Source organism: Cyanobacteriota bacterium, from assembly GCA_025054735.1.
Taxonomy (GTDB): domain Bacteria; phylum Cyanobacteriota; class Cyanobacteriia; order SKYG9; family SKYG9; genus SKYG9.
Genome location: JANWZG010000013.1, coordinates 1 through 19586, shown reverse-complemented (window position 1 = coordinate 19586; position 19586 = coordinate 1). Strand labels below are relative to the sequence as shown.

At 49.3% G+C, this 19586-nt stretch carries 21 protein-coding genes and 1 tRNA gene; 11 read left to right on the top strand and 11 right to left on the bottom strand.

Going from position 1 to position 19586, the window contains the following annotated elements; translation table 11 throughout:
* The 3 genes from NZ772_01475 to NZ772_01465 all read left to right on the top strand — a co-directional run.
* The coding region (locus tag NZ772_01475; GenBank protein MCS6812233.1) for a DNA-directed RNA polymerase subunit beta'' at window positions 1-1783 on the top strand (1783 nt) is incomplete at its 5' end.
* 102 nt (window positions 1784-1885) lie between these two features.
* Window positions 1886-2398 carry a DUF1648 domain-containing protein gene (locus NZ772_01470; protein ID MCS6812232.1) on the top strand — a complete coding sequence of 171 codons (513 nt, stop codon included), beginning with the start codon at window positions 1886-1888 and terminating at the stop codon, window positions 2396-2398.
* Window positions 2399-2501: 103 nt separating this feature from the next.
* On the top strand, window positions 2502-3380 hold the full coding sequence (locus NZ772_01465) for a hypothetical protein (protein ID MCS6812231.1): 879 nt from the start codon (window positions 2502-2504) through the stop codon (window positions 3378-3380).
* Between the two features lie 27 nt (window positions 3381-3407).
* Here the strand turns inward: NZ772_01465 and NZ772_01460 are convergent, their stop codons facing one another.
* Together NZ772_01460 and NZ772_01455 are read right to left on the bottom strand one after the other, a co-directional pair.
* On the bottom strand, window positions 3408-4181 hold the full coding sequence (locus tag NZ772_01460) for an alpha/beta fold hydrolase (protein ID MCS6812230.1): 774 nt from the start codon (window positions 4179-4181) through the stop codon (window positions 3408-3410).
* Window positions 4175-5086, bottom strand: coding sequence for a hypothetical protein (locus NZ772_01455; protein ID MCS6812229.1), 912 nt, complete (start codon window positions 5084-5086; stop codon window positions 4175-4177). The genes NZ772_01460 and NZ772_01455 overlap by 7 nt, the downstream gene beginning before the upstream one ends.
* A gap of 177 nt (window positions 5087-5263) precedes the next feature.
* Between NZ772_01455 and NZ772_01450 the strand changes: the two genes are divergently transcribed.
* Window positions 5264-5734: a hypothetical protein gene (locus NZ772_01450; GenBank protein ID MCS6812228.1), complete on the top strand. Its 471-nt coding sequence runs from the start codon at window positions 5264-5266 to the stop codon at window positions 5732-5734.
* On the opposite strand, the gene NZ772_01445 is transcribed toward NZ772_01450, so the two are convergent.
* From NZ772_01445 to NZ772_01425, 5 genes are all read right to left on the bottom strand, one after another.
* Window positions 5731-5958 carry a chlorophyll a-b binding domain-containing protein gene (locus NZ772_01445; GenBank protein MCS6812227.1) on the bottom strand — a complete coding sequence of 76 codons (228 nt, stop codon included), beginning with the start codon at window positions 5956-5958 and terminating at the stop codon, window positions 5731-5733. The genes NZ772_01450 and NZ772_01445 overlap by 4 nt on opposite strands.
* 164 nt (window positions 5959-6122) lie before the next feature.
* Entirely contained in the window at window positions 6123-6494 is a 372-nt protein-coding gene (gene rbfA, locus NZ772_01440) for a 30S ribosome-binding factor RbfA (protein MCS6812226.1), read from the bottom strand.
* Between the two features lie 68 nt (window positions 6495-6562).
* A complete protein-coding gene (locus NZ772_01435) occupies window positions 6563-6766 on the bottom strand; it encodes a DUF751 family protein (protein ID MCS6812225.1) in 204 nt (67 codons plus the stop codon).
* An 81-nt stretch (window positions 6767-6847) separates the two neighbouring features.
* Complete coding sequence (locus NZ772_01430; protein ID MCS6812224.1) at window positions 6848-8881, bottom strand: sensor histidine kinase; 2034 nt, start codon at window positions 8879-8881, stop codon at window positions 6848-6850.
* Between the two features lie 126 nt (window positions 8882-9007).
* The gene (locus NZ772_01425) at window positions 9008-9598 is read right to left on the bottom strand and encodes an SET domain-containing protein (protein MCS6812223.1); all 591 of its coding nucleotides are present in this window, start codon (window positions 9596-9598) and stop codon (window positions 9008-9010) included.
* Window positions 9599-9887: 289 nt separating this feature from the next.
* On the opposite strand from NZ772_01425, the gene NZ772_01420 reads away from it, so the two are divergent.
* A tRNA-Met gene (locus NZ772_01420) sits at window positions 9888-9960 on the top strand.
* A 23-nt stretch (window positions 9961-9983) separates the two neighbouring features.
* Entirely contained in the window at window positions 9984-10412 is a 429-nt protein-coding gene (locus tag NZ772_01415; protein MCS6812222.1) for a tetratricopeptide repeat protein, read from the top strand.
* Between the two features lie 202 nt (window positions 10413-10614).
* Here the strand turns inward: NZ772_01415 and NZ772_01410 are convergent, their stop codons facing one another.
* Window positions 10615-10773: a hypothetical protein gene (locus NZ772_01410; GenBank protein MCS6812221.1), complete on the bottom strand. Its 159-nt coding sequence runs from the start codon at window positions 10771-10773 to the stop codon at window positions 10615-10617.
* Window positions 10774-11065: 292 nt separating this feature from the next.
* On the opposite strand from NZ772_01410, the gene NZ772_01405 reads away from it, so the two are divergent.
* Complete coding sequence (locus NZ772_01405) at window positions 11066-11854, top strand: FecR domain-containing protein (GenBank protein MCS6812220.1); 789 nt, start codon at window positions 11066-11068, stop codon at window positions 11852-11854.
* Between the two features lie 171 nt (window positions 11855-12025).
* Here the strand turns inward: NZ772_01405 and NZ772_01400 are convergent, their stop codons facing one another.
* A complete protein-coding gene (locus NZ772_01400; GenBank protein ID MCS6812219.1) occupies window positions 12026-12775 on the bottom strand; it encodes a carbonic anhydrase in 750 nt (249 codons plus the stop codon).
* 171 nt (window positions 12776-12946) lie between these two features.
* Between NZ772_01400 and NZ772_01395 the strand changes: the two genes are divergently transcribed.
* On the top strand, window positions 12947-13483 hold the full coding sequence (locus NZ772_01395) for a DinB family protein (protein MCS6812218.1): 537 nt from the start codon (window positions 12947-12949) through the stop codon (window positions 13481-13483).
* A gap of 149 nt (window positions 13484-13632) precedes the next feature.
* The gene (gene hisB / locus NZ772_01390) at window positions 13633-14268 is read left to right on the top strand and encodes an imidazoleglycerol-phosphate dehydratase HisB (GenBank protein ID MCS6812217.1); all 636 of its coding nucleotides are present in this window, start codon (window positions 13633-13635) and stop codon (window positions 14266-14268) included.
* A gap of 34 nt (window positions 14269-14302) precedes the next feature.
* Here the strand turns inward: hisB and grpE are convergent, their stop codons facing one another.
* Window positions 14303-16888: a nucleotide exchange factor GrpE gene (gene grpE, locus NZ772_01385; GenBank protein MCS6812216.1), complete on the bottom strand. Its 2586-nt coding sequence runs from the start codon at window positions 16886-16888 to the stop codon at window positions 14303-14305.
* A 418-nt stretch (window positions 16889-17306) separates the two neighbouring features.
* Window positions 17307-18074: a DUF1350 family protein gene (locus tag NZ772_01380; protein MCS6812215.1), complete on the bottom strand. Its 768-nt coding sequence runs from the start codon at window positions 18072-18074 to the stop codon at window positions 17307-17309.
* 180 nt (window positions 18075-18254) lie between these two features.
* On the opposite strand from NZ772_01380, the gene NZ772_01375 reads away from it, so the two are divergent.
* Window positions 18255-18557: a hypothetical protein gene (locus NZ772_01375; protein MCS6812214.1), complete on the top strand. Its 303-nt coding sequence runs from the start codon at window positions 18255-18257 to the stop codon at window positions 18555-18557.
* Window positions 18558-18892: 335 nt separating this feature from the next.
* A partial coding sequence (locus NZ772_01370; protein ID MCS6812213.1) for an iron-containing alcohol dehydrogenase occupies window positions 18893-19586 on the top strand: 694 nt, incomplete at its 3' end.

The window sequence follows — 19586 nt, the reverse complement described above, 5'->3', positions numbered from 1 at the left end:
TCCCGATGAGCCGTCGGTACCTAGCCAAGAGTCAACTAATGAATCTGGGCGATCGATTCGGTTGCGGGCTGTGCAGCGTATCTTCTACAAAGATGGTGAGCGCGTTAAGTCTGTAGAAGGCATGGAACTGTTGCGCACCCAGTTAATCTTGGAAATCGATAAAGACGCTCCGCAACTGGCTGCCGATATTGAGCTGGTTCCAGATGAAACAAACCCGAATCAGATGCGCTTGCAACTAGTGATTTTGGAATCGTTGGCAATTCGGCGAGATGTCACTGCTGATCAGACACAGGGTGGCACTGTCACGCAATTGTTGGTTAAGGACGGCGATCAGATTGCTCCTGGGGCAATCGTTGCTCGCACACAGATTCAATGTAAGCGTGGCGGTGAGGTGCGAGGCTTGCCCAGTGAACAGAACGATGAAGTCATTCGTCGTCTGCTGGTCATCACAGACGCTGATTTGATGACAGTGGACACCCAGGGCAATGCTCCTACGGTTAGAATTGGTGACTTGCTGGTAGAAGGTCGAGACGAGATCGCCCCTGGTATTCCTACTCCTCACTCAGGTGAAGTTATTCAGATCAGCGACTCTCAAGTTGTGCTGCGATTGGCACGTCCCTATCGCGTATCCGCGGGTGCTGTTCTGCAAGTTAATGATGGTGATCTTGTGCAACGGGGTGACAATCTCGTGTTGCTGGTATTTGAGCGGGCAAAGACTGGTGATATCATTCAGGGTCTACCTAGAATCGAAGAATTGCTAGAGGCTCGGAAGCCCAAAGAGGCTTGTGTATTGGCTAGTCGCCCTGGAATAGCACAAGTCATCTACGGTGAGGATGACAGTGTTGATGTAAAGGTGATCGAAGCTGATGGCACGATTACTGAGTACCTGACAACCCCAGGGCAAAATGTGATTGTCACAGACGGGCAGGAGGTTGGCCCTGCTGAGCGGTTGACTGATGGCCCTGCTAACCCGCACGACATCCTAAATGTATTTTTCCAGTATTATCGGGAGACATTGGGGGTTCATGAAGCAGCGTTGAAGAGCTTCCAAGAGGTACAGACTTTCTTGGTTAACGAAGTTCAATCGGTGTACCAGTCTCAGGGCATTGATATTTCTGACAAGCACATTGAAGTTGTGGTGCGGCAAATGACCTCAAAGGTAAGGGTTGAGGATGGTGGAGACACTACTCTGTTACCAGGTGAACCAATCGAACTCTATGAAATTCAACAGATCAATGAAGCAATGGCTATCACCGGGGGTGCTCCGGCTGAGTACACTCCAGAATTGTTGGGGATCACCAAGGCCTCTTTGAAGACAGATAGCTTCATTTCAGCCGCTAGTTTCCAAGAGACAACACGGATTCTGACCGAGGCAGCGATCGCGGGTAAGTCTGATTGGCTACGAGGTCTGAAGGAAAACGTTATCATTGGTCGATTGATTCCAGCCGGTACTGGTTTCAATGCCTATGAAGAAGTGGGCAGCCCTGATCTTGACTATGGCTATGACGGCATTGGTGTTCTAGATGAGGACGACCTACGTGACGTGGTGTTAGATGACCAGTTAGCTCGTCGCTACGATCCCGAAGAGTTGGAAGATCGATTTAACTTCGGCTATGGTATGGGCATGGGTGCACCTGGTAAGGATGCTTCTCCTATGATTTTGGATGACGGCGATGAGTTAATCGATGACAACTTCGGGGCTAGCAGTGCTGATGATGACGAAGACTTTGACGACGATGGCGACGACGATGCCGACAGTGACTATGACTATGACGATGAGTAATGCTAGCTTGTCGCCAGCACTGTCCCTGCGATTGCAAGCCATAGCACCGGCCAGTTGAGACTTGTTATGATGGGGAAATCCTTTAGTTGTAAGGCGATCTCCATGTCTCAGCGTCCCGTGTTATCGGTGCCACGATCGTCTCAGATAGTGATACTTGACCTGATAGCAATTGCAGGCTTGGTTGCTCTATGGGCAGCAGCAGTCTATGGTTGGACACAGGTTCCTTTGCGCCTGCCGATTCACTTTGGCCTTGATGGTCATCCAGATGTTTGGAGCAATAATCGCAACTGGCTGTGGTTGTTGCCCTGCTTGGGGACAGTGCACCTGATTACTTTCACTATAGTTCGGCACTTTCCCCATACGTTTAACTATCCCGTTGCCATCACGGCGGAGAATGCTGCCTATCAGTACACAATCGCTGTAAAGCTTATAACATGGCTTCAAGCTGAGATTCTGCTTGGCCTGGCCTACATCCAATGGCAAATGGTGCAGGCTGCCCTGGAACAGGCGATCGGGTTGGGGGTGTGGTTTATACCCCTATTTTTGCTTGTGATTCTGGGCACATCTGGCTATTGGTTAAGAGCAGCCCTCACAACATCCTTCCATCTCCAATGATACAGATTTGCAAATTGCGGCTATCCTGAGGCAAACGCATTGGGTTTTGCCGATGCACACTCTCTCAACGTGATTTGACGTGCATTTCAAGTGAGGAGCCGTTATGAGCAAACTACGCAAACTACATTGTCTGGGTAGCTTAATATTTGTGGCGTTGATGGTTACTAGTTTGGTTACTAGTTGTAGTAGTGCTCATACCCGACGGGTAACCCAATCTTCACCGAAGGCCACAGCATCCCCCATAGCCCAGCCTATGCCTGTGTCACCCGCTACCCAACAGCGGCGTAGGCAAGCGACATCCTCTCGATCTACCTCAATTTCCCCCATTGCCTTAGTGCAGCCAACAGATTCTAGCCAACGTGCTCAGCACGTAGAAGCTGCTATTATTGCTGGGCGGAGCGATCCCTTTGCGCCTACAACTTCTCAGGTTGTTGCTTCAGCCTCTGCACCACCAAACTCCCCAGCACGGCCCTCCTCAGTTCCACAAGCATTATCGCCTGTCCCTGGAGTGCCAGTCCCGCTTTCATCACCATGGATGCCGTTTCCACCAGTGGTTGTGACGGCTCCTATGCCGATCGCCCAGCCATTGCCTGTAACCCAATTACCTGCACTACCCCCAACTCCGGCTGTCCAGCCCTATTCAGGGTCTGTGACTACCCCATCACCAGCTCCATCACCTGTCAGCGTGCCTATACCAACAGCACAACCTTCAGTCCCTATTGCACCGATTAGTTTGGCGCGTCGAATTCAAATTATGGGTGTTGTTCAGACTAAGGGGAAAGCCACTGCTATTGTTGAAGTGCCTGGTGAAGGCACCTCACGGACAGTTTCCGTTGGGGAGCGCTTGGGGAATGGGTCAGTGTTGGTGAAGCGCATTCAAGCCAATGATGGCCAAGAGCCGATCGTAGTGCTAGAAGAACGTGGACAAGAAGTGTTTCGTGCTATAGGTAGTGCTGTGATCAGTGCTCACCCCGATTACTAACTAGGATTAGCTACGGCTGATATTGACCTACGTAGGCAACCCCAAAAAGCAGCCTACTTCTTGAAAAACTTCTTCACGTTCTACATCTAGGGAGATGATGTGGTCAGATTGTCGCAGCCAATGTAGGCGCTTCTCAGCCGAGCCGAGGGTGTTGTAAACTAGCTTTGCCCCTGATGGATCCACAACCGTATCTTTAGGTGATTGGATAATCAGTGTCGGGGATTGGATCGTGGGTAGTTCGGCTTTGGCTAGCGCAATCAATTCACTAGCGCTGCGCACTGCTGACAGGTTAAAGCTTTGGAAGAAGGCAATCGCTTCAGCCTGTTGACGCATGGCACGATCGCGGATAGGCAGGGCTAGTCGGGGCAGGTCTGCAATCCATTTGCCTAGGAAGGAGTGTAGGTAGACTTCTGGGGGAACTAGCAAATACCAGTAGCAACGAATAGCAAAGTAGGGGCTAAGTAACACTAGGCGCTCAACCGGATAATTAGCGGCGAGATGTAGGGCAAGGGGACACCCAGTGGAAAAGCCAACGAGGCTGATGGCCTGGTAGCGCTGGGCTAGAGCTTGATAGGTTGCTAGGGCATGACCATACCACTGCTCCCATGTGGAGGCAGGCATTTTAGGACTGGGACGATCGTGCCCTGGATAGTTGATCCCCTGCACAGTCAGCCCCCGCTGATAGAGGTAGTCACCCAGAAGCTGCATCTCATACACACCACCACCCAAGCCATGCAGCATCAGGCAGGCGCGATCGCGGGTTGCCTCTACTTCCCACAGAAATGGCTCATTTTTTAACACAAGCTCAAATTCCTATTAATCAGGTTTGCTAATTCATCCCAGCTAGCATGGGTGGCAATCATCTCTTGGGCTTTAGCACCAATGCGCTTCAATAGGGCTGGCTCAAAGTCGTCAGGAGTGACATAGCGAATATCCAAAATGGTCTCTTGGTGTTGCATCCAGGGAGGTGAATATTCATCTGTGTTAGTCAACACAGCACAGCCCCGCTCCATGGCTGCGTAGACTGAAGTATTATTCGCTCGTACTCCCTTTTCAAAGAAGGTAACGAAAATATGAGCCTTGCGGAGAAAGTAGCCTACAGCTTCATCGGACAAAAACCCCATAAATTGAATGCGATCGGCAAAGACACCACTAAGTTGGGCACTAATCGCGCCAAAGTCACCAAAGTTGGCTTTTTCATGAAACGCAGTAGATACCCATAGTTGGTAGTCCACTGCATGTTTATCGAGGAACTCCCGTAGCATTTTGTAATAACGCACTTGGATCTTGTGCGCCATACCAAAGGCAAACAAATTCAGCTCGCGCTCTTGCACCGGCAGCTTCTTGAGATCCATTAAGGAAGGACACCAAGCATTGACGATAGGCTTGTCGATACCTTGGAAGCAGTGTTGGATTTCTGCGTTGCCACAGAAGATTTGCCGACTGCCCTCGACTAACTCATACTCAAACTCTAGGCTATCGAAGCTGTGAAAAAACAGGTCGTAGGCAATGGCACGATCGCTCAAGACAGCCACAAATCGCCTAGCTTGGTCTAGCTCAGAGGGACTCAGATCGCGCACTTTGACGGACAGCAACACGATGCCTGATGATACATCAAGCGGATGATCAAATCCGATGCAAGGAATCTCTAGTTTCTGCGCTAGGATACGGTTAAACTTGGCGACTCCTGACAGATTTGGGTTCATGTGAGAGCTGACAATACATTTCAAACCCATAGAATTTAAACCCACAGAGCTAAGCCCATCTAGTTTCAACAGTTAACGACACACTGCATCGCCCGTTGATGCGTTCACCCCCCAGTTATACGGCATAATGGAACCGCTGAGCAGGCCAAGCCACTATGAATCCACTATGAATCCACTATGAATCTGGAACAACAACAGCAAGATTTGATCGCCCAAGCAGCAACCTACGGGGTGCCTACGGAAGCAATGCGGACGATTGTGGCTACCTTAACCAAGGCTGCTGATCAGTTCCGCCATCAACTCTATTACATTCCCCAAAGCCTGGACAATGAATGGGTAGTCACAACCCTTAGCCATCGGGAGCGACCAACGCAAGAGAAACAGGTGGTCTATGCGTTTGCTGACCTCAATGATGTTACGGTTAAGGCTCTAGGCAGTGATGATTTACAATTAGTGGCGCGGCCTATGCCGTTGTTGCACATTCTGTTTCAAATGTTTGCGTTGCCTACGATCGACAGCGTGATCTTTATGGATACTCCTGGCAACATTGCAACTGGCATCGAAGTTCCCCGTGCTGATATTCAATCGCTAATTCAGCAGTGTCTGCGTCAATGGCAGGCCAAGCAAGTTCCGTCAGATATTGCCTAGCGTAGCCCCAACCAAGTAAAGAAATCCTGACCAGTGAACCATTCCAGCACTAGCAGCAACACAAAGCCCACCATAGCAAATCGACCATTCAGCCGCTCGGCATAACCATTCCAACCAAAGGCAGGCTCTTCTGGATTCGCCGATGGCGTAACTGGTGCCGTGGTTGTAGGTTGGTCAGCAGTTTGCTCAGATGTTACCTGATTGTGGACAGTTTCGTCAGCCATAGCGTGTGTCTAGTCTTGTCGATCAACATTTTGCAGTGTACACCAACGACCTCAGCATCCTGGAACCAAGACCAATATTACGTAGCGTGGGAATTGACTATTGAAGCAGATTGCCTCTAGTATTTCCTGTTGCTCACCCAACAGAGAAGTTAACGGCACACCAGCTAGCTTTTTGTCTCGGAACGCTCTTCACTCAGGCGATTCAGCAGTGATAACACTTTGGTGCCCCGTTCAAAGGAACGGTCTTCCAAAAAAACCACTTCAGGGGTACGTCGCAGGCGAATTCGTTGTCCCAGTTCACAGCGAACATAGCCAGCAGCAGATTTCAAGCCTTCCATGGTTTCTGATCGAGCCTCATCGGTGCCATAGATGCTGACGTAGATCTTGGCATGTTGCAAATCACCAGATACATCTACATCGGTAATACTGACCATGCCGATGCCAACGCGATCGTCCTTAATGCCATGCATCAGCAACTGACTCACTTCCCGCTTAATCAGTGCTGCCACTCGCTCTACACGCCGACTAGTAGCCATAGTCCATCCTAAGTTGAAGGTTATTACATGTGCCTGTTTGGATTCATGTTGGATCCATACTGTATACCTTAGGCAGTATTCAGACCCAGCATAGCTCGCAGGGTGAAGCCAATAAATATCAAACTAGATACCAGCAAGCTAATGACAGCAATCGCACTCACAGGCCGCTGAAATAGAGGCACGAACCGCTGGAAAAATACATACAACACACCCAATGTAATGGTAATGAAGTAGCTGCAATAGCGTCCTACGTTCTTAAAAAAGTCTGCCATAGTTCGTCATTGGTTATAAGTCATCGGTCAACAACTGACAAGTGACACATAAATCATAAAGCACATTAATCATAAAGCACATCACGTTGGCACATCGGGACGAGATACCGGAATTTCGATCACAAATTCCGCACCTTCACCCAGAGCAGACACACAGGTTAACCGTCCTCGGTGTTTCTCGACAATAATTTGATAGCTAATGGACAAGCCCAAGCCTGTGCCCTCGCCCACTGGTTTTGTCGTGAAAAATGGGTCAAACAGTTTTGACAAGTGCTCCGCAGGAATGCCTGGGCCGTTATCTTTGAAGCTAATTCGTACCCATGTGCCCTGATCAATGAGTTGCGTATGGATGGTGATTGTAGGGGTAAAGGGTTTAGCGTCAGAGGTTTGTTGCTGTTTGTCGCAGAACTGGCTAAGGGCATCGATCGCGTTGCTCAAAATATTCATAAACACTTGGTTTAGTTGACCCGGGTAGCAGTCCACTAGAGGTAAGTCACCATAGGCTTTCACAATGTCAATCTTGGGGCAGGATGCACTACCCTTGAGACGGTTTTGCAGAATGAGTAGCGTACTGTCGATGCCATCATGGATATTAACAGGCTTCATTTCGGCTTCATCCAACCGTGAGAAGTTCCGCAACGACAAGACGATTTCCCGAATGCGATCGGCCCCAATGCGCATAGATGACAGCATCTTTTCCAAATCTTCAATCAGGAATTCCAAGTCAATCTCATCTCGATAGGCGCGAATTTCTGGCACTGGGTCAGTGTAGTGCTGCTCGTAGAGCTGAATCAGACCCACGAGGTCTTTGGCATAACTAGCAGCGTGAGGCAAATTGCCGTAGATAAAGTTGATAGGGTTATTAATCTCGTGGGCAATGCCCGCCACTAGCTGACCAAGGCTAGACATTTTTTCTGTCTGGATGAGTTGCGCTTGGGCTTGTTGCAAGGCTTGAAAGGCTTGGGCAGACCGCGCCATTTCCTTACGCAGGCGACGCTCGTTGACCGTTACTTGACCGAGCAAGTTATAGAAGGAGATGGTCAAGCGACCTAGCTCATCTTCCCGGCTCATCAACTCTTCGCTCTTGGCATTGGTTTCGGCTAAGCGGTTACATTCATCCATGATGGGCTGTAACCGACGGTTCAAATTCCGTACAAACAGCGCAACTACAATCGCTAGGACGATCGCGGCTCCCAAAATAGCTCCTAAACTCCCCCCAACCGTGAAGCGCAGAATTGGCCCAAACACCACAGACTCTGGCACAGATGCCAACAACACCCAGTTGGTATTCGCAATGCGTCGATAGGCCCAAAAACGCCGCTTGCCACTGGCATCTCGCCATGCTACTAGCCCATTGGAAGCCTGACGAGAGTTTAGGTCAGTCTCAATTTTGTTCCACAGTTCACTGTAGTTGCTGATTTTAGGAAAGGGATTCAGTTTGAGAGCTTGCTGCGGATCCGGCGGATAGGCAATGAGGTTGCCGTTGGCACTCACCAACACAAAATAGCCTGCTTCGTTGATCACTTTTTCCGACAGGACTTCACTCAAAAATCCTAATTCCAAGTCCTGGGAAAACACTCCTAATAGTTTTCCATCCTTTGTATAGAAGGGTGCAGCATAACTAGTGCTAACGACATACTGAGGAGGGTCTAAGGTCGTCTCTAGATAGGAAACTGGCTCTAGCCACAAGCCACGTTTGGCGGCGATCGGCTGGGTAAAATAGGGTTCGTTGTAGCTATCTGGGTTAGATTCTCCGCCTTTAGCTGTAACCACACCACCTTTTTTGATGGCATAGGGATAGGCATATTGACGGGAGGGTAGAATAATGCGGCTGTCGGGTGGCTGACCAAATCCCATACCTGTCGCTAGGGGCAATTGCTCCAAAGCACGGCGAATCAACTCAACGTAAACCTGTTCTCGCTGTTCACCAGCCTCATGTAGCGTTTTAATAGCCTCTATTGTCAGTTCGGCAGAAGTCTTGAAGCTATTCAAGCTGCCTTCTAGGTTTTCTGCTTTTACGTTCAGGGTTACGACTAGCTCAGCTTCGGCCCGCTTGACCAACTCTCGATAGGAAAAAAACGACGATAAGCAAAGACCAACTACTGTGCCGCCCAATACCGAGACAAACAGCCGTGAGCCGACTCATCTGAGGAGTGAAAATTTGAATCTACGCCGAGGAGTTTGGTCGGTTGTGGTTTGCATAGGGCTATCTCGTATACGGGCAAATGTAGCCAGCCAAGGCTACAAATTCCAGGTAGCGATCGACAGGATTGAATCCATCGGCTCTTGGCCAGTGGCGATCGCCACTACTTTCTCCCTTAGACTAGGAGTCATCAGGTGCCAGAGAGGTTGGGCAACGTGAAGGCTCTGTTTAATTGCCTGTGCTGCTTTCCAATCCCATTCTGCGTAATAGTGCCAAATGTCATCTGGCATAACTTGAGTGCGGGCATCCCCAGCTTCTGGCAGGCAGTCAAAGGGTTCCTCTAGATTGAAATAGCCGTAATCATCGGTTAGTTCTTCTCCAGGATAGATATCCCTAGCAGCCACCTCAAAATTATAGGCGGTTCCAATCATGCTGGAATCAAAGCTGTGGTTTACATACCGAGCAATATCCCAACACAAAATATAGTTGCCTTGGTAATCTCGGTAGCTATATTTAATGATGGTCGATCTCATGACTGGATCCAATGACTTTACATAATCAGCATCAAACTTACGGTCTAGTTCATCAAGAACCCAAACAATGGTTCCCCGAGGAATGAATCTAGTAGCAACAACACCATAGCCGATCGCATCGTTCATGTATGTCAGCGTTGTATCAGGATGGATCATGCTCCTTAATTCAAAAGATTGCCCGTTGGCAGTAGTAGTAGCGCTTGACTGATAGCATCTTAGTCCATCCGCTTAATCTTCGGCACAGCCTTTACGATGGCTAGGTTGCTGTTAAACACACCAACAGGCTTCTGGGAAAACCCATCATTACTCTTAACCTAAATCCCTAAAAATCTCCCTGGCCCAGAGAGCATTATGGCCTGTTCAGGTTATAATCGATAAGCGGATCACAGTCTTGACAAAGGCGAGGTTTAACTGAACCAATAGAGATAGTGGTTTAGCTATGGCTGGCTCAGTAGCTCAGTGGTTAGAGCAGGGGACTCATAAGCCCAAGGTCGCAGGTTCAAATCCCGCCTGAGCCATTTTGTGATGAACAGGGATGACTATGACAGATGCACCGCTGCCAGTTGACCAGCAGTTTGACCAAGCTCTAGAGCGATACAAGGCTGGAGAATCTGCGGATACCCTAATTCCAGTGTTTAAGGATATTTGCGATCGTGCTCCCAAGTCTAGTGCCGCTTGGACCTGTCTATCGTGGCTGTACCTGCTGGAAGATAAAGCTGATCGTGCCTACAAGGCAGCCAAGCAAGCGGTCAAAATCAATCCCCATGACCCTCAAGCTCGCATCAATTTAGCCATCGCCATGCTGGAAACTAACCAAAAGGGTGTGCGTCCCCACGTGGAGTTAGCTACCCAGGTAGTCATGGCTGTATCAGAGTTGCGCGACGAAGTGGAAAATAATTTCGCTGATGGGTTACAACGGAAGCCCGGCTGGAAGGCGCTAGAGAAAGTCAAGGCTTGGATGTTTGGGTAAACCACATAGAATTGACCTTGGAGGAACTTTAGGGGTCGATTGGCTAGTTGACTAACAAATCTTTTTTGTAGATTGGGTTGAATAGTCTTAGTACTTGCAGTTAGCTTAGATAGTGACTAGGACTTGTAATGTTTCGACATATTGAGCAGACCAGAGGCATGGCTTGAGTAAGGTCAGGAGTGCGGATTACTGATTTGGATAATCATCCGCATATCCTCTTGATCGCATTGGCAACGGGTTGAAAGTCCTGCACATCAAACCCCACATCTTCCCGACCTGTGCTAGTCACTTTGACGTTGACAACAGCCCCATCGGGAAACTGAACGGGAACAGTTTCACCGCAAGATTCTGCAACAGTCATGGGTACGTATTGCCTAGACTGAATGATTAGCTTTGATCGCGTCGATTTTTAACCCATTGCTGCGATCGCCCTTCTACAAGCACTCTAAGCAATCTCTTGCTAAAGGCTGCTGCCCCGACAAATCACCCTGGAGCGCCCTTGCGAGAACTGGCTGCGGAGTTGGCTATCATCGTCCTAGAGAGATGGACATTTTCAGATTATTGGTTACGCTGTAGGTGGACGGGCTAAGGGTGCACGCATTAATAACGGTTAACTCTTTAAACTCTTTACTAAAAGTTGCGGTTAACTAACCATGTCTACGTTTATGTTCAAGAGCCTCAGTCTGCTTGGGCTATTGGTTACTGCGTTAGCAGCCTGCAATCGTTTGGGAATTGTGACCAATCCATCGCCTCCACCGGAAGCCCCTGCTGTTGCGGCTTCAACTGGTGTGACTTCCTCACCCCCACTATCTTCTCCGATCGCTGTTGTTAGTGAAATTTTGCGCCAACCTGTATGGGTGCGCCCAGCCCATGCCCAGCAAGAAGTTGCAGCCCAAGAAGGCATGGGTCTGCAAGCAGGTGAGACGGTTCGCACCCAGGGGGATGCCTTAGCACAAATCGAGTTTGCTACTGGTCTTGCGTTTCGGCTAGGGAAGAATTCGGTGATTACCATTCAGCCCGATCGCCGTCTAAAGTTACAGTCCGGTGCCATGATCACTTGGGTGCAACCAGGGAAAACCGTGCCTGCGGAGATTGTGACTGACACCGCGATCGCAGGCATTCGTGGAACCACCGTCTTCGTAAACATTCCCACTGACCCCAAGACAGGCACCCTGTTTTTTGCCTGGGAAGGCCAAGTCTCTGTACGCCTGCCCAATCAACCCGGTGAACTGTTGCTGAAAACTGGAGAAGAAGTGCGGGTATGGCGAGGTGAACGGGATCTTGAGCGCGTTCGTCGTCGAGTTCGTCGCTTGAAAAGCAATGAGTGGCAGCAGCGACTCCGACAGCGTGACAATCTCTTGCGGGGCTTTAGAAAAGCACTACCAACCCTCAAGACGATCGAGATCATCAAACCTGGACAAATCACCCCTGGTATTCGATAGGAGTCCTGCAATACTACTCTTACCCAATTCAACTCCCTACACAGCACAAGCTGGTTAGATTAGGACAACTCAATCACTGTTAAGGCTCATTCTGAAGACTCAAGTCTTCACTACCAACCTCCTGACTAGGTGGTGTGTGGCTATACATGGGTAAACCCCAGCGTCTAAGCCCTAGCGATAGGTGCCTTGATAAATGCGCTTAGCCTGCTCAGCCGAAATTCGCCAGTGTAGGTTATGACTAATGCTGAGGGTATGTTCGGGGATATGATTGGGGCTATAGTCTACTGGCGTGATGTCTACCTCGCTACGGATGGGCAAGAAACTGTGAGTATCCCCATCGTAGGCGAGAACTTCTCCCGTTTCGATTTCGTAAATCCAGCCGTGGATGGCAAGTTTGCCTTGATGAAGCTTGGAGTGGACAATGGGATAGGTACGGAGATTTTCAATCTGGGTCAAGACATTCTCGGCAGTAGTAACCTCTAGCAGGGCTTCCCCTTCGCGATCGCTGTAGGCATCTCTGATTAACCGCCGAGTCGCTTCACAGTATTTTAGCCAGTTATACACCAACGGCATCTCGTGCTCTAGGGTTTCTAGCTTCAGCAGCCCCTTCATAGCACCACAATGGGAATGACCGCAGATAATGACATGTTGGATTCCTAGGGCATTGATGGCATATTCGATCGTGGCTCCTTCTCCCCCATTAGTCGCGCCGAAGGGCGGCACAATGTTACCTGCATTGCGGATTACAAATAAGTCTCCTACATCTGACTGAGTAATCAGGTTAGGGTCAATACGGGAATCAGAACAGGTAATAAATAAAACTCTGGGATGTTGTCCATGGGAGAGCTTCTCAAACAAATCTCGCTTAGCAACAAAGTCAGTGCTTTGGAACTCTCGTAGCCCTTTTATCAGTTCTTGCATGGCAAATACCTTACTGGTACGTCTCTGGTATGTCGAATACGGGGTTGGAATCTTGCCGTGGCGATCAATTCTCCATAATCACTCTACGCCTAGCATGACACTGATGCAAGCACCATTCGTAGTAGCTGAATATTATGACAACCGTAATCACTGAATAACTATGACAACTATATGTGTAGCCACATGGTCTTGATGGCAGCCTACAATGCCTGGATGAACCAGAACCTCTATAGAGCAGCAGCGAGACTTTCTCCAGAGGAGTTAATTGCTGATCGAGGGGCATTTTTCGGCTCCTTGATGGGAACGCTGAATCACATGGTGGTGGCCGATCGCATCTGGCTTCAACGCTTTGCCAGTCATCCTGCTCAGCATTCTGCCCTTGACCCTATTCGCTACTTGCCTACTCCCACAGCCCTAGACCAAATCTTGTTTGCTGAGCTAGCTGCCTTAGCAGAACACCGCGCTATGCTTGATGACATCATCAGCACATGGGTTGCCTCGTTAACCGAGACAGACTTGGATTACAGGTTGTCCTATAGCGATAGGAAGGGTGTTACTCATCGGAAGCGATTATCTAGCCTGTTACTCCACTTTTTTAATCATCAAACCCACCATCGGGGACAAGCAACCACGCTGTTGACTCAAGCAGGCCAAGATGTGGGGGTTACAGACCTGCTAGTGTTAATTCCAAATGAAACCTTGAATTGAGTCTTATGACCAAATGAGACCTTAAATTGAGTTTTATGAACTGATTCCAGTACCCGATCGCTAAACTATAGGGAATTGGGTTAATTCTCTTCCTCCAGGATCAGCCGAATCATGGCAAGATTGAGCTGTTGTGTTCAGCGACGATCCCCATGCCTACCCGTGATAGTGAACTGTCGGCTGCCCTCAGTGACTTACCTGCCCGGACAGCAGCCATCCGCCGTACAACTGGCGAAACTGATGTGCATGTGTCTTTGAACTTGGATGGACAGGGACGCTGTTCGATTAATACAGGCATTCCCTTCCTTGACCATATGCTGCATCAATTGGCATCCCATGGGTTGATTGATCTAGATGTGCAGGCTACTGGGGATTTGCATATTGATGATCACCATACCAATGAAGATGTGGGGATTACCTTGGGGCAAGCATTGCATCAGGCGTTGGCCGATCGTAAGGGCATTGTACGGTTTGGGCATTTCCTAGCACCGTTGGATGAAGCCCTAGTGCAAGTAGCTCTGGACTTTTCAGGCAGACCTCACCTGAGCTATGGGTTAAGCATTCCCACTCAGCGGGTAGGTACCTATGACACCCAGTTGGTGCGCGAGTTTTTTGTAGCTGTGGTTAATCACGCTCACATGACGCTTCATATTCGACAACTGGACGGCATCAATTCTCATCACATCATCGAGGCTACCTTCAAGGCATTTGCCCGGTCACTCCGCATGGCTATTGAGCCGGATCCACGTCGATCGGATCACATCCCTAGTTCAAAAGGTATCCTATGACGAAACTTTCCCCTATCTGGATTATCAGAGACTGCTAGAGATCGGCTAGAAGCTTGTCTATCTCATCAATTGGCACAGCGCTATCTGGGGAGTTGTAGAAGTCATTGAACATGGCATCCAACGACGTATCGTCAGGATTACTGTCGGAGGGTTCTGTCTCAGGGGCTGCTGTGCTCTGTTCAACCGAGACAGGGGCGGGGTCATCGGCAATCTGGTCAGATGTTGTCGCTACTTCAACACCGCCTGACATTCCTGAGGATTGCGTAACGGGAGGCACTACCTCAGGTTGGGGTGCTGGTGACGGAGAAGCCTCCGAGGGTACAGCTACCTTCACTTGGGCTGGACGTAGGATAATGTCGTCCATCATATAACCCCGACGGAATTCCCCGACTACAGTGTCACAGGTATATTCCGTGCTCTCTTCCATCATCACCGCTTCGTGAACCTCTGGGTTAAAGGGCTTGCCCAGGGCCTCTACAGCTACTACTCCGGCTTTTTTCATGCGATCCACCATTAGCCGATAGATAGCCCCATAGCCTTTGTGAACTGAACTTTCCCGTTCTTCATCCGATAGCTGCGCATGGGCCTGTTCAAAGCTGTCAATTGCTTCCAAGACACCACTGATGACATCTTTTTTGGCCTTACGGCGGAGGTCTTCCTTTTGTCGATCGAACTTCCGCGCCAGCTCTTCACGCTCCCTAACCAATTGTTGCTTCAAATCAGCTTTATCCTGCTCTAGTTGCTGTACCTTTTCTTGAATAGCTTTCAACTCTTGGTTACGCTTTTCTAGGGCTTGTTGCAGCTCGGCTTTTGCTAAGGCTGTATCCATAAGCTGCTTTCGCAACATAACTATCTCATCTTGGGAACTGGCAACCTGGGAACTAGCAACATTAGCCGTAGCTTCTCGTGGGAGTTCGCGGCGACTGGCACGCTCTAGTTCAGCCTCTGCCTCATCAGATAACTCAAACGAGTCGAGGGACATCTCTGGGTCAACGTCTGGCAATTCATCATCTGCCACGGGGGTTACACCACCATTGAGGTTGATGGCAGTGTCTTCTTCAGCCTCAGCCATATAGCTACTTACGACTTCCAAGAGTGGTGTTTCCGTATCATCCAGCCGCAGGTCAGTCGTGTCTGTTGCTTCTGAAGTGATAGCCAAATCTGGGGACAATTGCTCAAGACTAGGCAGTTCTTCATCCAAGTTGACCGCCGCATCCAGGCCAAGTTGGGCATCACTCTGACCCGGTACCTCCCCATGAGCAGACAAAGTAGCTAATTGCTCATCGATCGCCGCGTCATCATTCCTAGTGGACGGTTGCAGACGTTGCTGAGACTGACGATGAAGCGTAACCATGTCAGGGCTAAAGGTAACTCGTGCTACATCAGCAAGGGTTGTTTGTCCTTTCGCTGCCAGTTCTAAGCTAATGCTGTAGAGCGATCGTAACTTCTCTTGCACCACAGCAACCTCGTAGATCGACTGAGAGGGTTCTCCTTCAGCTAGCAGTGTCGCAATGCGATCAGTCACAGCTAGCACTTCATGAATGGCAAATTGCCCTATATAGCCAGCACCGTTGCAGGTAGTACAAACTGAGCCATCTGCCTTGGCTGCTTTAAGGGCTTCTAAGTCTAGAGTTGTAGCTTGGCGAAAGGTCTGATTACCCGACAGGGAGTCTAGCCCATAGTGGGCGATCTCTGCCTCTGAAATTGCTTGAGGTTGACAGCAGTCAGGACAAAGCTGAGGCAATAGCCGTTGATGAACAATTCCCAGCAATGACTGGGTAACTAGGGACATGTCAATCCCTAAATTCCGCAGATGGGTAAACGTACTAGGTAAATCATCAACAGGCAAAGCCGCTAACACTAACCGAGTTTGGGCAACACTAATGGCAGAGATCATGGCCGCTCGATCGTGCACATTGCTGACCATCAACACCTGAGGATTCTGACTCAGCAGAGTTTGTAGCGCCTCAGCAAACCCTCTACCCTGTGATGGATTCCACTCGGTTTGAATAACACCCTCTAGTGGATACTTGATGGGATGTTCCAAAGTTGCGAGCACTGCACCAGGGCGTTTACAGGCTAACACCATGGCAGCCAAAGTTGTAGATTTGCCAGAACCGGGGGCACCAACCACCAAGATTAAGCCACGAGGACGTTGTAGCAGGGCTTGCAGAGTCGCTAACGCGGCTGGGTCAATGATCATGGCTGCGAGTGGTTGCAGATGATCGTGGTTCATCACTTTCATCAAAATGCACTCCCCTGCATCCCTGTAGGAGGTACTCACCAATAGGTCGTAGCGTCGCCCTTGAAACTGTCGCCGAATTCGCCCAACTTGGTTGGCCCTGTACGGCCCCGTGTTGAGCATCGCCAGAGACTTAATCCGATTGATGACGCTGTTAGTTACCTTGGCTGGTAAGGAGGAAAATGCAGGCCGAATAGTACCGTGTTTGCGAAAGTTAACGTCTAAGGCATGGGGCTGTGGCTCAATGTGTACTTCATCAGCACCCTCACTCAAGGCTTTTGCCAGGATGCGATTTACTGCGTTGACAACAGGCAATGCATCAGTCTGTTGCATCGCAATACCTAAATCTTCGTAGTCGCTTGGGGAAACAGCACTCATGCAAATAGCTCCAAACGATGGTGAGCACCACCAATGCTGGGTGAGTCTTAGACAGTAATCAATTAATCATCAGGTGCTTTTCACAGCCAACAGCTTTATCGTATCAAGTTCAGACGAGTTATACCACTAAGTACTGTAACTAAGCTAAGTACTGTAACTTAAGTACTGTACGTTCAGTATATTCAGTATGCAATGTGCCTGAGTGTACAAACCGGGCAGCAGCTAACGATCCCATCGTTCACGATCGCATGGCAGTAGGTGTGCCTTAGTTCACTTCATAGCACACACGTTCAGATCACACGTTATTATTCCCAAGCTTGTAGAACTTTTAGCAATCACTCACATCTTCTTCAATATCTTTACTATTTCTCTGAAGTAACAGCACTAGCACCGTACATTCCATCATGTTGCTTTGTTGTCAATCTTCCATGACCATCAACGGATTTAGCCACTGCAGAATCTCTTGTTGGAGTTGGGTCAACTCTTGATAGACCACTTGGTTGAACCACTGACCGAGGGCATCCAGGGGCGAAAAGGCTGTTCCAGGCTGCCATGTCAACTCAGCGCCTAGTGGCGTGAGGTGGTTGCCGCGCAATCTGCGCAGGGTAACCATATCAGCAAATCGACGGTGCAGAATTTTGTAAATAGCAGCGCTTTGATCGATCGTGTCATCGGTAAACTGCACTAGCAAATTCCGTTTCACGTGGTAACTCTGGTTAATGATGTGCTCTGTTTCACGAGGAGTAGGTGTAAATTCCACAGGTAGGTCAAGCTGACTGACCATTGGAATTGCATCATTAAAAGCATAGTTATTCGTGGCGATCAGAATATTGCCTGCTCGCTCTACAGAAAATAGACTGCCAATCAGCAAGTGTAGCTTACAGCCTAGGCTGTGACCAAGGCCATAGATGGGTAAATAGCGACGGCGCAAGGCTCCCCGTCGATCGAGCCTATCCATTGTGCGCTCAAAGCTGGTCAACACCTCTTGGGCGATAGTGCGGTGATCCAAGGTGTTGACGAATGGAGTGGCAATGACGATATAGCCACGGTCGCTGAGCTTCTCTAGCAGCCGCCGATAGGTGACTTGAGGCGCTGTCGCCACAAATGCTCCACCCAGGAAGTGAATAATACCCACATGTCGTCGTGGCACCAATGCCCAATTGCCTGCCAATTCTTGCCATTCCATACACTATGCTTACTAATGACTTGCTGATGATGACTAACGATAACAAGGTAAACTATGATGGTTGGGTTAGGATGGTTGGGTTAGACACTACTATGCGCACGAAGCATCCAGCGCTATCATCCAAGTCAACCGGTCTACCACTAACTGAACGGCTTAATTTGAACAACTTCTGAACAACTTATGTACGACGACGAAGATTCCACAACGGTAGCCTATACTCAACTTACCTTCCATTTTATAAACGGTCAGACAGAGTCCTTCATCATTGGCGGGTTAGTCTACGGTCAGGGACAAGATGTTCGCCGTGAGGTTCGCCGATTCCTTCAAGATGACTGGTGGATCATCAAGTTATCTGCGGAAACTGTGTTCATCAACGCTAAGAACGTCCTCAAAGTAGAGTTAAAACCACCTATCCCCAGTATGGAGGGTGAAGGTGTCATTGACAATGCGTCACGGGTGACAGCGTTAACCAAGTCCCGATAGCTTCATTGGCCTATCTCAAGCATCGGATAGTTTGCTCATTTACATGTCTGGCATCTAGAGTATTTGGAAGAGTAGTAATCAGTAAGTGGGGGTCAAGGGGGCTGGCTCCCCTTATGGAAATGTCCCCACGCCCTTCCCAGGAAATCATTACCTTATCTAGGATCATTTTTGGAAGTTCAGTCATGAGAGCGGTTGCTATGCCGACTAGCGCCTAGACATAGCTAGATTTTCAACTAAAAACAGTGGCTACAATGAGACTAGGATTTGTACAATTTAGCCTCTAGAGCCATGACTAACTGAGGCTAACTGCTCAGATACCTAGCGAGTGATACCAGATGGCAACTGTGACTGACAGGGTGGCGATGACGATCGCACCTCAACGAGTAGTGAGGGGTTTGCTGGCTGAAGCAGTCCCAGAGATAGCCAAGCTTGGCAACTGTCCACTGATTGTAGGGGGCGATCGTACATTGGCGGCCATTCAGCCGTTTTTGGAGCCTCTGGTGTCCCTATACAGAGATAGAACTGTCTGTGTCAGTTATGGTGCTCAGTGTAGTGAAACAGCCTTGACCAGAATTCAGCAAGCTGTGGTTGATCATTGTGCTGACGTCATCATTGGTGTAGGGGGTGGCAAAGCCCTAGATGCAGCAAAACTAGTGGCCCATCGTTGTCAGTTGCCTGTGATAACAGTGCCCACTTCGGCGGCTACCTGTGCTGCTTGGACTGCCCTATCGAATGTGTATTCTGACCAGGGAGCGTTCCTTTACGATGTTGGATTGCCACGTTGTCCTGATTTGCTGGTATTGGACTATGACATCATTCAGACGGCTCCACAGCGGACGCTGGTGGCAGGCATCGGTGATGCGCTTGCAAAGTGGTACGAAGCCTCTGTGAGTAGTGGGGCTTCAGAGCAAACCCTGGTAATTGCTGCGGTGCAACAGGCACGGGTGCTGCGCGATCTCCTGCTTCAGCGATCGGCAGAAGCATTGGCAACTCCTGGTAGTGCTATTTGGCGAGAGGTTGTCGATGCCA